Genomic DNA, 12,160 nt, shown 5'->3' on the forward strand with positions numbered 1-12,160 from the left:
GGAGCGTCCAGGCCGCGGGGAGGTCAGAGGCCGAGGGTCTCTCTGCGCAGGTGGGTCTTGAGGATCTTGCCGCCCGGGTTGCGGGGCAGTTCGGTGTCGCGGAACCAGAAGCGCACCGGGATCTTGAACGGCGCGAGCACTCCGCGCAGGAACTCCCGCAGCTCCTCGGCGGTGGCCGACGTGCCCGGCTTCAGCCGTACGACCGCGCCGACCTGCTCGCCGAGCTCGTCGTCCGGGATGCCGATCACCGCGGCGTCGTCCACGGCGGGGTGCTCGAACAGGGCGGCCTCGACCTCGGCGCAGTAGACGTTCTCGCCGCCCCGGATGACCATGTCCTTGGCCCGGTCGACGATGTAGACGTAGCCGTCCTCGTCCACCCTCGCCAGGTCGCCGGTGTGCAGCCAGCCGTTCACGAAGGTCTGCGCGGTGGCGTCAGGGCGGTTCCAGTAGCCGGCGATCACGTTCGGGCCTCGCATGCACAGCTCGCCGACCTCGCCGGTCGCAAGCTCGCCGCCGAGCGGGTCGGAGATGCGCACGTCGCACACGGCCAGCGGAAGGCCGATGCTGTCGGGCCTGGACAGGTACGTCGGGCCGCTGTTGTAGATGGCCAGCGCGGTGGTCTCGGTCATCCCGTATCCGTTGGAGGCCTGCCGCTGGGGCAGCTGGTCGCCGATGCGCTCCAGCAGCTTGGGCGGGGCCGGCGCGCCGCCGTAGCTGATGCCGCCCAGGCTTGCGATGTCGTACTTGCCGAAGTCGGGGTGCGACAGCAGCTGCCAGGCGCTGGTGGGGACGCCCGTCATGATCGTGACCTTCTCGCGCTCGATGAGCCGGAGAGCCTGCCCTGGATCCCACTTGTACATCAGCACCAGGCCGCCGCCGGTGAACATGGTCGCCGTCATCACCGCGAAGCAGCCGGTGACGTGGAACAGCGGCACCGCGAGCAGCGTGATCCGCCGGGTGCCCAAGGCGGTCGAGGGATCCTTGCCGGCCATGGCGATGCTGCGCAGCAGCGCGTAGGCGACGGTCATCGGCGACTGGGCGGCGTTGCGGTGGGTGCCGAGCGCGCCCTTGGGGCTGCCGGTCGTCCCGGAGGTGTAGAAGATGGTCGCCGGGTCCTCGGGGTCCAGCTCGACGGGCGGCAGGCTCGCCTCGGCGCGCACCTCGCCGAGGACGTCGCCGAACGCGCGGGCCCCTGGCGGGAGGTCTCCCGCGGCGCGGGTGACGATCATGGGGATGGCTGTCCCGCGCAGCCGCTCGGCCCGCTCGCCGTCGGCGACGAGCACCTTGGCCCCCGAGTCGGAAAGGCCGTACTCCAGCTCGGGTGTGGTCCACCAGGCGTTCAGCGGGACGGCTATCGCCCCGACGGCGAGGGCCGCGGAGAACGCGATGACCCATTCGGGGTAGTTGCGCATCGCGATGGCGACGCGGTCACCCTTGGTCACGCCGTAGTCCTCGACCAGCCGGACGGCCAGCGTGGCGGCCCGGCGGAAGTGCTCCTCGTAGCTGATGCGCTCGTCCTCGTAGACGAGGAAGATCGCCTCGCCGTGGAAGCGGCTGTTCTCCAGCAGGGCACGGAAGGTCGCAGGAGCGTGCTTCCAGGTCCGGAGCTTCGAGCCGCGTATCTCGACCTCCTCCATCTCAAAGAGCCCGCCCGGTCCGGTGAGTTGTGCCTGGACCTGGTCATGGGTGACAGTCATGCGCGGATACTCCCGGGGGTGAGTCGCTGCCGTTGTGGAGGTGACGATACCGACCGGTAGGTACGGAGAACAGGGCTCGCGCTCACACGGCTGTTGCGGCGATGTTGGTTTGCATGACGATGCTGAGGCATGCATACTCTTTCTCTGTAAAGGTCATGAGGCCGAATGCATGGTCATGCGAGGTGAGTCGATGAAAGCGGCCGTCGCCGGAGCGAGTGGCTACGCCGGGGGCGAGTTGCTGCGCCTGCTGCTGACCCATCCCGCCTTCGAGATCGGCGCGCTGACCGCCGGGTCCAGCGCGGGCGGCACACTGGCTGCCCACCAGCCGCACCTTCCCGCCCTCGCCGACCGGGTCCTTGCCGAGACGACGGCCGAGACGCTGAAGGGCCACGACGTCGTCTTCCTGGCCCTCCCGCACGGGCGGTCCGCCGCCATCGCCGCGCAACTCGGCGAGGACACCCTGGTCGTCGACTGCGGCGCCGACTTCCGGCTGCAAGACCCCGCCGAGTGGGCCCACTTCTACGGTGGCGAGCACGCCGGCACCTGGCCCTACGGCCTGCCCGAGCTGCCCGGCCAGCGCGAACTGCTGCGCGCGGCCCGGCGCATCGCCGTCCCCGGCTGCTACCCGACCTCGGCCACCCTGGCCCTGTTCCCCGCCTTCGCGGCCGGCCTCGCCGAGCCGGACGTCGTGGTCGTCGCCGCCAGCGGCACCTCCGGCGCCGGCCGGTCGCTCAAGCCGAACCTGCTCGGCAGCGAGGTCATGGGCTCGGCCAGTGCCTACAACGTGGGCGGCGCCCACCGCCACACCCCCGAGATGGAGCAGAACCTCGCGAAGGTCGCGGGCCGGCCGGTGCGGGTGTCCTTCACCCCCATGCTGGTCCCGATGAGCCGCGGCATCCTCGCCACCTGCACCGCGCCCGCCGTGCCCGGCCTGACCGCGGCCGCGCTGCGCGAGGCGTACGCCGCGGCGGTGAAGGACGAGCCGTTCCTGCGCCTGCTGCCCGAGGGCGTCTGGCCCGCGACGGCCGCGACGCTCGGCGCCAACACCGCCGCACTGCAGGTCACCCTCGACGAACGGTCCGGGCGCGTGGTCGCCGTCGTCGCCATCGACAACCTGACCAAGGGCACCGCGGGCGGGGCGATCCAGAGCGCCAACCTCGCCCTCGGCCTGGCAGAAGAACTCGGTCTCCCCCTCAATGGAGTAGCCCCGTGAGCGAGCGCAGCGAGAAGACACCGGCCACCCAGATCCTCGCGGGGGAGGGACGGTCATGAGCGTCACCGCGCCCCTCGGCTTCCGCGCGGCGGGCGTCGCGGCGGGCCTGAAGAGCAGAGACGCCCGCGACGTCGCCCTGGTCGTCAACGACGGCCCGTCCCGGGCCGCGGCCGGCGTGTTCACCCGCAACCGCGTCAAGGCCGCGCCCGTCCTGTGGACCCAGCAGGTGCTCACCGGCGGCCGCGTGAGGGCGATCGTCCTGAACTCCGGCGGCGCCAACGCCTGCACCGGCCCGGCCGGCTTCCAGGACACCCACGCCACCGCCGAGAAGGTCGCCGACGTCCTCGGCGACTCGGCCGGCGAGATCGCCGTCTGCTCCACAGGGCTGATCGGCGAGCGCCTCCCCATGGACGCCCTGCTGGCCGGGGTCGACGCCGCGGCGGCGCAGCTGTCCCGGGACGGCGGCCTGGCCGCCGCCGACGCGATCCGCACCACCGACACCGTCACCAAGATCGCCTTCCGCCGGGGCGAGGGCTACATGGTCGGCGGCATGGCCAAGGGCGCCGGCATGCTCGCCCCCGCCATGGCCACCATGCTCAGCGTCATCACCACCGACGCCGACGTGCCGGCCGCCGAGCTCGACAGGGTGCTCCGCAAGGCCGTCGGCGTCACCTTCGACCGCCTCGACACCGACGGCTGCATGTCGACCAACGACACCGTGCTGCTGCTCGCCAGCGGCGCCGCGGGCGTCACCCCCGACCCCGCCGAGTTCGAGAAGAAGATCACCGAGGTCTGCGCCGACCTCGCCAGGCAGCTGCTCGTCGACGCCGAGGGCGCGACCAAGGCCATCGCGATCGAGGTCGTCGGGGCCGCGCACGAGGACGACGCCGTGACCGTCGGCAGGGCGGTGGCCAGGTCCAACCTGCTCAAGTGCGCCATCCACGGCGAGGACCCCAACTGGGGGCGCGTCCTGTCCGCCGTCGGCACCACCGACGCCGTGTTCGAGCCCGACCGGCTCAACGTCGCGATCAACGGCATCTGGATCTGCCGGGGCGGCGCCGCCGGCGACGACCGCGCCAAGGTCGACCTGCGGCCGAGGGACGTGACCATCATCATCGACCTGTCGGCGGGGCCGCACTCGGCCACGGTCCACACCACCGATCTGACCGCCGAGTACGTCCACGAGAACTCGGCGTACTCCACATGAGCGCCCCTGCGCCCGGAGCCGCCGGGCCGCACGCCAAGGCGGCCGTCCTCATCGAGGCGCTGCCGTGGCTCGAGCGCTTCCGCGGGCAGACCGTCGTGGTGAAGTACGGCGGCAACGCCATGACCGACGAGGCGCTGCGCCGCGGCTTCGCCGACGACATGGTGTTCCTGCTCCACGCGGGCCTCCGGCCCGTCGTCGTGCACGGAGGCGGCCCGCAGATCAACGCCCACCTGGACCGCCTCGGCATCGAGACCGGCTTCACCGCGGGGCTGCGGGTGACCACCCCCGAGGCCATGCAGGTCGTGCGCATGGTGCTGGTCGGCCAGGTCAACCGCGACGTCGTCGGCCTGATCAACCGGCACGGGCCGTTCGCCATCGGCATGTCGGGCGAGGACGCCCACCTGTTCACCGCCGAGCGCAAGCACGCCGAGGTGAACGGCGAGAAGGTCGACATCGGGCAGGTCGGCGAGATCGTCAAGGTGGAGGCGGGCGCCGTCCGGGCCCTGCTCGACGACGGGCGCATCCCCGTCGTCTCCTCCATCGCCCGCGGCGAGGACGGCGAGATCTACAACGTCAACGCCGACACCGCGGCGGCAGCGCTCGCCGTGGCGCTGGACGCCGGCAAGCTCATCGTCCTCACCGACGTCGAGGGCCTGTACGCCGACTGGCCGCCCTCCGGCGAGGGCGCCGCCACCAAGGTGATCAGCCGGCTGACGGCCGGTGAGCTGGCCGGGCTGCTGCCCGGCCTGTCCAGCGGCATGGTGCCGAAGATGGAGGCGTGCCTGACCGCCGTCAGCGGAGGCGTGCCCCAGGCCCACGTCCTGGACGGGCGCGTGCCCCACTCGGTGCTCTTGGAGATCTTCACGGACGAGGGGATAGGCACCATGGTGCTGCCGGAGGAGGAGTCATGAACCAGGTCAGCGGAGCCGGCGCGCCCGGCCACACCGGAGGCGACCTGCTGGACGCCGGCGCGGCCTCGCTCACCGAGCGCTTCGAGGCCGCCTTCATGCCCAACTACGGGGTGCCGCCGGCCGTCCTGGTGCGCGGCGAGGGCTGCCACGTCTGGGACGCCGACGGCAGGCGCTACCTCGACCTGATCGCCGGCATCGCGGTCAGCTCGCTCGGCCACGGCCACCCCGCCCTGGTCCGCGCCGTCTCCGCGCAGGCCGCCGCGCTCGCCCACAGTTCCAACCTGTTCATCAACGAGCCCGAGGTGCTGCTCGCCGAGCGCCTGCTGAGCCTGCTGAAGGTCCCCGGCCGCGTCTTCCTGGCCAACTCCGGCACCGAGGCCAACGAGGCCGCGCTCAAGCTGGCCGTCAAACACGCCAGGACCACCGGAAGGAAGTACTACGTCGCCGCCGAGAACGGCTTCCACGGCCGCACGCTCGGCGCGCTGTCGCTGACCGGCAAGGCCTCCATCCGCGACCAGTTCGGGCCCTTCCCCATCGACGTGCGCTTCGTCCCCTACGGCGACGCCGACGCCCTCAAACAGGCCGTCACGCAAGACTGCGCCGCGGTCTTCCTGGAGCCGGCGCAGGGCGAGGCCGGGGTCGTGCCGCCGCCCGCCGGCTACTTCGCCGCCGCCAGGGAGATCTGCGACGCCGCCGGCGCCCTGCTGGTGCTGGACGAGATCCAGTCGGCGATCGGCCGCACCGGCCACTGGTTCGCCCACCAGCACGACGGCATCGTCCCCGACGTGCTCACCCTGGCCAAGGGCCTCGGCGGCGGCATGCCGATCGGCGCGTGCGTCGGCTTCGGCGACGCCGGCGCCATCTTCGCCAAGGGAGACCACGGCTCCACCTTCGGCGGGAACCCCGTGTCGGCCGCCGCGGCCCTGGCCGTGCTCGGCACCATCGAGCGCGACGGGCTGCTCGCCCACGTCCGCGAGGCGGGCGAACGGCTCGCCCAGGGCATCGCGGCCGTCGATCACCCGTTGCTCGCCGGCGTGCGGGGCCGCGGGCTGTGGCTCGCCGCCGTGCTCACCGGCGACCGCGCCGCCGACGTCCAGGCCGCCGCGCAACGCGCCGGGTTCCTGGTCAACGCCGTGCAGCCCGACGCCGTCCGGCTCGCGCCGCCCCTGGTGATCACCCTCGAACAGATCGACTCCTTCCTCGCCGCCTTCCCGGCGATCCTCTCGGAGGTGGCGGCATGAACGGCATGGTCCAGGAAGCCGGATCCGACGGCGCGGCGGACGTGCGCAGCGGCGGCTCGACGGCGGTCCGGCACTTCCTGCGGGACGACGACCTCAGCCCGGCGGAGCAGGCCGAGGTGCTCGACCTGGCCGAGGTGATGAAGAAGGACCGCCACGGCCACCGCCCCTTCGAGGGCCCGAAGACCGTCGCGGTGCTGTTCGACAAGCAGTCCACCCGCACCCGCGTCTCCTTCGCGGTCGGCATCGCCGAGATGGGCGGCCAGCCCATGGTCATCGACGCCGCGGGCTCCCAGATGGGCAGGGGCGAGCCGATCGAGGACACCGCCCGCGTCCTTTCACGCATGGTCGCCGCGATCGTGTGGCGCACCTTCGGCCAGGAGCGTGTCGAGGCGATGGCCGCGGCGTCCTCCGTCCCCGTCGTCAACGCGCTGACCGACGAGTTCCACCCCTGCCAGGTACTGGCCGACCTGCTCACCGTGCGCGAGCGCAGCGGCGCCCTCGCCGGGCGGACACTGGCCTATTTCGGCGACGGCGCCAACAACATGGCCCACTCCTACCTGCTCGGAGGCGCCACCGCCGGCATGCACGTCCGCGTCGCCTCCCCGGCCGCCTACCAGCCGGACGCGGCCGTGCTCGCCCGCGCGGCCGAGATCGCCGCCACCACGGGGGGCTCGGTCGCGGTGCTGGGCGACCCCGCCGCGGCCGCCGCCGGCGCCCACGTCCTCGCCACCGACACCTGGGTGTCGATGGGCCAGGACGGAAAGGACGAACGGATCGCCGTGCTCGCGCCGTACCAGATCAACGCCGGGCTGCTCGCCCTGGCCGCCCCCGGCGCCGTCGTGCTGCACTGCCTGCCCGCCTACCGTGGCCTGGAGATCACCGCGGAGGTGGTGGACGGGCCGCAGAGCGCCGTGTGGGACGAGGCCGAGAACCGCCTGCACGCCCAGAAGGCCCTGCTCCAATGGCTCGTGACGCGATGACGATCCCGCTGACGAAGGCGGGCAGACTCGCCAAGATCGCCGAACTCGTCAAACGCCATCAGGTGCGCTCGCAGCCCGAGCTGGCCAGGCTGCTTGCCGAGAGCGGGGTCGAGGTCACCCAGGCCACGCTGTCGCGCGACCTGGACGAGCTCGGCGCGCTCAAGCTGCGGGCCGACGACGGCTCGCTGGTGTACGCGCTGCCGGGCGAAGGCGGCGCCCGCATCCCGCTGACGCGCACGGGCGCCGGCGCGGAGTCACCGGCGGCCCGGCTGCGGCGCGTGGCGGAGGAACTGCTGGTCTCTGCCGAGGCCTCGGCGAACCTCGTGATCGTGCGGACGCCCCCCGGCGCCGCCCAGTTCCTCGCCTCGGCCCTCGACCACGCCGACTGGGAGTCCATCCTCGGCACCGTCGCCGGCGACGACACCATCCTGGTGATCAGCCGGGATCCGTCGGGCGGCACCCTCCTGGTGGAGTCGCTGCTCAGGCTCACCGACCGACGTAGCCAGCCCGCATGAGGCGGGCCCGCCGCACCGGTCCGGCCACGCCGCCTGGACATGGCCGAGGACCGGCTCGTCGTCATCAACCCACGCAGGATGCAGGAGGCCCCGGCGCGCGGGACGGCCGTCCCGGCTGACGGACGGCGTTTTGGGCTAGGGTCGCGGATTGAGCATTGGATCTCAGGAAGAGGAGAACGGTGGCTGAGGGTGGCAAGCCCATGCGGCTATGGGGTGGCAGGTTCGAAGGCGGTCCGGCGGACGCGCTGACACGGCTCTCCGTGAGCGTGCAGTTCGACTGGCGGCTCGCGCCGTACGACCTGATGGCGTCTCGGGCGCACGCCCGGGTGCTCCACCGCGCGGGGCTGCTGAGCGAGACAGAGCTCGAGCGCATGATCGGAGCGCTGGACGACCTCGAGGAAGCCTGCAAGTCGGGCGAGTTCCGGCCGACAGTGGCCGACGAGGACGTGCACACCGCCCTCGAGCGCGGGCTCCTTGAGCATCTCGGGTCGCTCGGCGGCAAGCTGCGCGCCGGGCGCAGCCGCAACGACCAGATCGCCACCGACCTGCGCCTCTACCTCCGCGACAACGTCCGCCACATCGTGTCACGGCTGGTCGAGCTGGAGACCGCGCTGATCAGCCAGGCCGAGGAGCACGCGGCCACCGCCGCGCCCGGCATGACCCACCTGCAGCACGCCCAGCCGGTGTCGTTCGGCCACCAGCTCCTCGCCCACGTCCACCCGATCGCCCGCGACGTCGACCGGCTGCGCGACTGGGACCGGCGCGCCGCGGTCTCCCCGCTCGGCTCGGGCGCGCTCGCCGGGTCCTCGCTGCCCCTGGACCCGCAGGCCGTCGCCCGTGAGCTCGGCTTCGACTCGGCCGCGCCCAACTCCATGGACGCCGTCGCCGACCGCGACTTCGCCGCCGAGTTCCTGTTCTGCGCGGCACTGATCGGGGTTCACCTGTCGCGCCTGGGCGAAGAGATCGTCCTGTGGGCCTCCCAGGAGTTCCACTGGATCGAGATGGACGACGCCTACTCCACCGGCTCCTCGATCATGCCGCAGAAGAAGAACCCGGACGTGGCCGAGCTCGCCCGCGGCAAGTCGGGCAGGCTCATCGGCAACCTCATGTCCCTGCTCACCACGCTCAAGGGCCTGCCGCTCACCTACAACCGCGATCTGCAGGAGGACAAGGAGCCCGTCTTCGACGCCGTCGACACCCTGCTCCTCGTCCTGCCCGCGGTCTCCGGCCTGGTCTCCACCATGAGGGTCAACACCGCCCGCCTCTCGTCCTCGGCGCCCGACGGCTTCGCCCTGGCCACCGACCTCGCCGAACTGCTGGTGCGCAAGGGGGTGCCGTTCCGCGACGCCCACGAGGCGGTCGGCCACCTCGTGGTCTGGTGCCAGGTCAACGACACCACCTTCGAGCGGCTCACCGAGGAGGATCTCAACAAGCTCTCCCCGCACTTCACCGCCCCCGCCGCCGACGGCTCCGACGTCCCCGGCCCGCTGGAGGTGCTGAACGTCCAGGGCGCGCTGGCCTCCCGCAAGGCGTACGGCGGCACCGCCCCCGACCGGGTGCGCGACCAGATCGTGGCGCTGCGCGAGACCGTCGACGGCCAGGCGCGGTGGGCGAGCGGATCCTAGGGCGAGAGCCGTCCGGCATGGGCGAGCGGATCCCGGGGCGGCGGCCGTCCGGTATGGGCGAGTGGATCCCAAGGCGGCAGCCGTCCGGCACGGGCGAGCGCGTCCTGGACCGCGAGTTCTTCGAACGGCCCGCGCCCGAGGTGGCGCCCGACCTGCTCGGACGGGTCCTCGCGCATGGGCCGGTGGCCGTGCGCCTCACCGAGATCGAGGCGTACGGCCCGCCCGGGTCCGACCCCGCCTCCCACACCTACCGGGGACGCACGCCGCGCAACGCCGTCATGTTCGGCCCGCCCGGTCACCTGTACGTCTACTTCACCTACGGCATGCACTATTGCGCCAACTTCGTCTGCCTGCCCGAAGGACTGGGCTCCGGGGTGCTCCTGCGCGCCGGCGAGGTGGTGCGGGGGGTGGAGGCCGCCCGCACCCGCCGCCACCGGCCCAGCACGGCCGCGCCGCTCACCGGGCCCGGCCGGACCGTCACCGAACGCGACCTGGCCCGAGGCCCCGCCCGGCTGGCCGTGGCGCTCGGCATCGGGCGCGAGCACAACGGTGCCGACTGCTGCGCGGGCGGAGGCCCGGACGGGCTGCGGGTGCTGGAGGGCGAGCCCGTGGACTCGGCGTCGATCCGCTGCGGCCCGCGCACCGGCGTGTCGTCCGCCGCGGACACCCCTTGGCGCTTCTGGATCGACGGCGACCCGACCGTCTCGCCGTACCGCAGGCACGTGCCCAGAACCAGGCCGGGCTGACCGCCCGGACGGTCGCGCATCCTGGCCTTTCGAGTGGCGGAGTGGTGCGGTGATCGGGCAGGCTGTACACAGGGCGGAAGCCCGGCATTCATCCCATTCGGCGAACGACTATGAAGGCCAGGATCGTGACCGACATCCTCGATGACCTTGCTTGGCGCGGCCTGATCGCGCAGTCCACCGATATCGACGCCCTGCGTGGCGCGATGAGCGAGGGTCCGATCACGGTCTATTGCGGCTTCGACCCCACCGCGCCGTCACTGCATGTCGGCAACCTCGTCCCGCTGCTCGCGCTCACGCGCATCCAGCGGGCGGGCCACCGCGCCATCGGGCTGGTCGGCGGCGCCACCGGCCTCATCGGCGACCCCAGCGGCAAGAGCGAAGAGCGCTCACTCAACTCCACCGAGGTGGTCGCCGAGTGGGTACGGCGCATCCGCGTCCAGGTGGAGAAGTTCATCGACTTCTCCGACCCGGCCAACGCCATCCTTGTCAGCAACCTCGACTGGACGGCGGGGCTGTCGGCCATCGACTTCCTGCGGGACGTGGGCAAGCACTTCCCGGTGAATCGCATGCTCGCCCGCGAGTCGGTCTCGGCGCGGCTCGCAGGGGAGGGGCTGAGCTACACCGAGTTCAGCTACCAGATCCTGCAGGCCAACGACTACCTGGAGCTGCACCGGCGGCACGGCTGTGTCCTGCAGATCGGTGGCAGCGACCAATGGGGCAACATCACCGCAGGCTGCGACCTGATCCGGCGGGTCGAGGGCGCCCACGTGCACGCGCTGACGGTGCCGCTCATCACCAAGGCCGACGGCACCAAGTTCGGCAAGACGGCGGGCGGAGCGGTCTGGCTCGACCCCGAGCTGACCTCGCCGTACGCGTTCTACCAGTTCTGGCTGAACTCCGATGACCGCGACGTCGTGCGGTTCCTGAAGATCTTCAGTTTCCGGTCCAGGGATGAGATCGAGGCCCTGGAGAAGAGCGCGTCCGAGCGTCCCGCGGCGCGCGAGGCGCAGCGGGCTCTGGCGGAGGAGTTCACGACGCTGTTGCACGGCGCCGACGAATGCGCGGCGGTCATCGCCGCATCGGGGGCGCTGTTCGGCCAGGGCTCACTGCAGGAGCTGCCCGAACGAACGCTCGCCTCGGCGCTCGCCGAGGTGCCCCGAGCCACCGTTCCAGCCCTCGGGGCCTCCTACGTCGACCTGCTCGCCGAGAGCGGGCTGGTCGAGAGCAAGTCGGCCGCGCGGCGCTCGGTCAAGGAGGGCGGGGCCTACCTCAACAACGTGCGGATCACGGACGAGGCGTACGCACCGTCCGCCGACGACCTGCTGCACGGCCGTTTCCTGGTGCTCCGCAAGGGCAAGCGCTCCGTGGGCGGCGTCGAGGTGGCCGCCGGCTAGCGATCTCGTTCCGTTTCGACTCCCCGGCCCCGGACGGCACTCTCGTGCCGCCCGGGGCCGTTGCCATAGGTAACAGTCTTGTAGCGGATGAGTGAGAGTTTTCCCGTTTCATGGGATGAGCTGCGCGATCGTTCCCGTAATCGATTTGACGGACCTCCCGACGCCGCTTAATGTTCTGTCTCGCCCCAGGGAACGGCGGGCCGCCGCAGAGGCGCCTGGCTCCCGGGTATCCCGAACGACATGCTCTCGGAACCCCGTCCTAGACGGAGGGTCCGGGCTTGACATGTCGCCCAGTACGAGATCGGACTGAACCTCATATGAGATTCAGTTGGACTTCCGATGGGCGATGGAGTAAGTTAGACGGGTTGCCCTGGCGACGGGGTGGACGAGATTTTAGCAGTTCTGGGTGGTTTACAGCAGATCGGTTGATTTGCGGGGATCGTCCGAAACTGGTAAAGTTTGAAACACGAGATGAACGCCCCGGACCGGGGTCGGGCTCCTGGCGGGTCTGGTTTCCGGCTGGTGTACGCGTCCGTTTCTTGAGAACTCAACAGTGTGTTAAAAGCCAGTGCATGAATATGCATTACTCCCGTCTTCCGCACTCTTCGCGGGTGTGGGGATGGTTTTCCTT

At 71.5% G+C, this 12,160-nt stretch carries 10 protein-coding genes; 9 read left to right on the forward strand and 1 reads right to left on the reverse strand.

Annotated features, from left to right (window positions below; genetic code table 11):
* Nucleotides 1-23 precede the first annotated feature (23 nt).
* Nucleotides 24-1,697 carry a class I adenylate-forming enzyme family protein gene (locus ACFO60_RS22145; RefSeq protein ID WP_380842986.1) on the reverse strand — a complete coding sequence of 558 codons (1,674 nt, stop codon included), beginning with the start codon at nucleotides 1,695-1,697 and terminating at the stop codon, nucleotides 24-26.
* A 190-nt stretch (nucleotides 1,698-1,887) separates the two neighbouring features.
* Between ACFO60_RS22145 and argC the strand changes: the two genes are divergently transcribed.
* The 9 genes from argC (at nucleotide 1,888) to tyrS (ending at nucleotide 11,529) form a co-directional block, all read left to right on the forward strand.
* On the forward strand, nucleotides 1,888-2,910 hold the full coding sequence (gene argC, locus ACFO60_RS22150) for an N-acetyl-gamma-glutamyl-phosphate reductase (RefSeq protein ID WP_380842988.1): 1,023 nt from the start codon (nucleotides 1,888-1,890) through the stop codon (nucleotides 2,908-2,910).
* Between the two features lie 55 nt (nucleotides 2,911-2,965).
* Complete coding sequence (gene argJ, locus ACFO60_RS22155; protein WP_380842990.1) at nucleotides 2,966-4,117, forward strand: bifunctional glutamate N-acetyltransferase/amino-acid acetyltransferase ArgJ; 1,152 nt, start codon at nucleotides 2,966-2,968, stop codon at nucleotides 4,115-4,117.
* Nucleotides 4,114-5,028 (forward strand): acetylglutamate kinase, encoded by a 915-nt coding sequence (gene argB / locus ACFO60_RS22160; RefSeq protein WP_380842992.1) that lies wholly within the window; start codon nucleotides 4,114-4,116, stop codon nucleotides 5,026-5,028. Before argJ ends, argB begins: the two co-directional genes overlap by 4 nt.
* Nucleotides 5,025-6,269, forward strand: coding sequence for an acetylornithine transaminase (locus ACFO60_RS22165; protein ID WP_380842994.1), 1,245 nt, complete (start codon nucleotides 5,025-5,027; stop codon nucleotides 6,267-6,269). Before argB ends, ACFO60_RS22165 begins: the two co-directional genes overlap by 4 nt.
* Before the next feature lie 5 nt (nucleotides 6,270-6,274).
* Complete coding sequence (gene argF, locus ACFO60_RS22170) at nucleotides 6,275-7,249, forward strand: ornithine carbamoyltransferase (RefSeq protein WP_380843010.1); 975 nt, start codon at nucleotides 6,275-6,277, stop codon at nucleotides 7,247-7,249.
* Entirely contained in the window at nucleotides 7,246-7,764 is a 519-nt protein-coding gene (locus tag ACFO60_RS22175; RefSeq protein WP_380842996.1) for an arginine repressor, read from the forward strand. Before argF ends, ACFO60_RS22175 begins: the two co-directional genes overlap by 4 nt.
* A gap of 200 nt (nucleotides 7,765-7,964) precedes the next feature.
* Nucleotides 7,965-9,389, forward strand: coding sequence for an argininosuccinate lyase (gene argH, locus ACFO60_RS22180; protein ID WP_380843012.1), 1,425 nt, complete (start codon nucleotides 7,965-7,967; stop codon nucleotides 9,387-9,389).
* Between the two features lie 53 nt (nucleotides 9,390-9,442).
* Nucleotides 9,443-10,135, forward strand: coding sequence for a DNA-3-methyladenine glycosylase (locus tag ACFO60_RS22185; RefSeq protein ID WP_380843014.1), 693 nt, complete (start codon nucleotides 9,443-9,445; stop codon nucleotides 10,133-10,135).
* 125 nt (nucleotides 10,136-10,260) lie between these two features.
* On the forward strand, nucleotides 10,261-11,529 hold the full coding sequence (gene tyrS, locus ACFO60_RS22190; protein WP_380842998.1) for a tyrosine--tRNA ligase: 1,269 nt from the start codon (nucleotides 10,261-10,263) through the stop codon (nucleotides 11,527-11,529).
* Nucleotides 11,530-12,160 lie beyond the last annotated feature (631 nt).

The organism is Sphaerisporangium dianthi, from assembly GCF_042654065.1.
Lineage (GTDB): Bacteria > Actinomycetota > Actinomycetes > Streptosporangiales > Streptosporangiaceae > Sphaerisporangium > Sphaerisporangium dianthi.

Bases quoted from the DNA above. Each gene is read 5' to 3' on its own strand.
- ACFO60_RS22145 (WP_380842986.1), bottom strand. From the start codon at position 1,697: ATGACTGTCACCCATGACCAGGTCCAGGCACAACTCACCGGACCGGGC.
- argC (WP_380842988.1), top strand. From the start codon at position 1,888: ATGAAAGCGGCCGTCGCCGGAGCGAGTGGCTACGCCGGGGGCGAGTTG.
- argJ (WP_380842990.1), top strand. From the start codon at position 2,966: ATGAGCGTCACCGCGCCCCTCGGCTTCCGCGCGGCGGGCGTCGCGGCG.
- argB (WP_380842992.1), top strand. From the start codon at position 4,114: ATGAGCGCCCCTGCGCCCGGAGCCGCCGGGCCGCACGCCAAGGCGGCC.
- ACFO60_RS22165 (WP_380842994.1), top strand. From the start codon at position 5,025: ATGAACCAGGTCAGCGGAGCCGGCGCGCCCGGCCACACCGGAGGCGAC.
- argF (WP_380843010.1), top strand. From the start codon at position 6,275: ATGGTCCAGGAAGCCGGATCCGACGGCGCGGCGGACGTGCGCAGCGGC.
- ACFO60_RS22175 (WP_380842996.1), top strand. From the start codon at position 7,246: ATGACGATCCCGCTGACGAAGGCGGGCAGACTCGCCAAGATCGCCGAA.
- argH (WP_380843012.1), top strand. From the start codon at position 7,965: ATGCGGCTATGGGGTGGCAGGTTCGAAGGCGGTCCGGCGGACGCGCTG.
- ACFO60_RS22185 (WP_380843014.1), top strand. From the start codon at position 9,443: ATGGGCGAGTGGATCCCAAGGCGGCAGCCGTCCGGCACGGGCGAGCGC.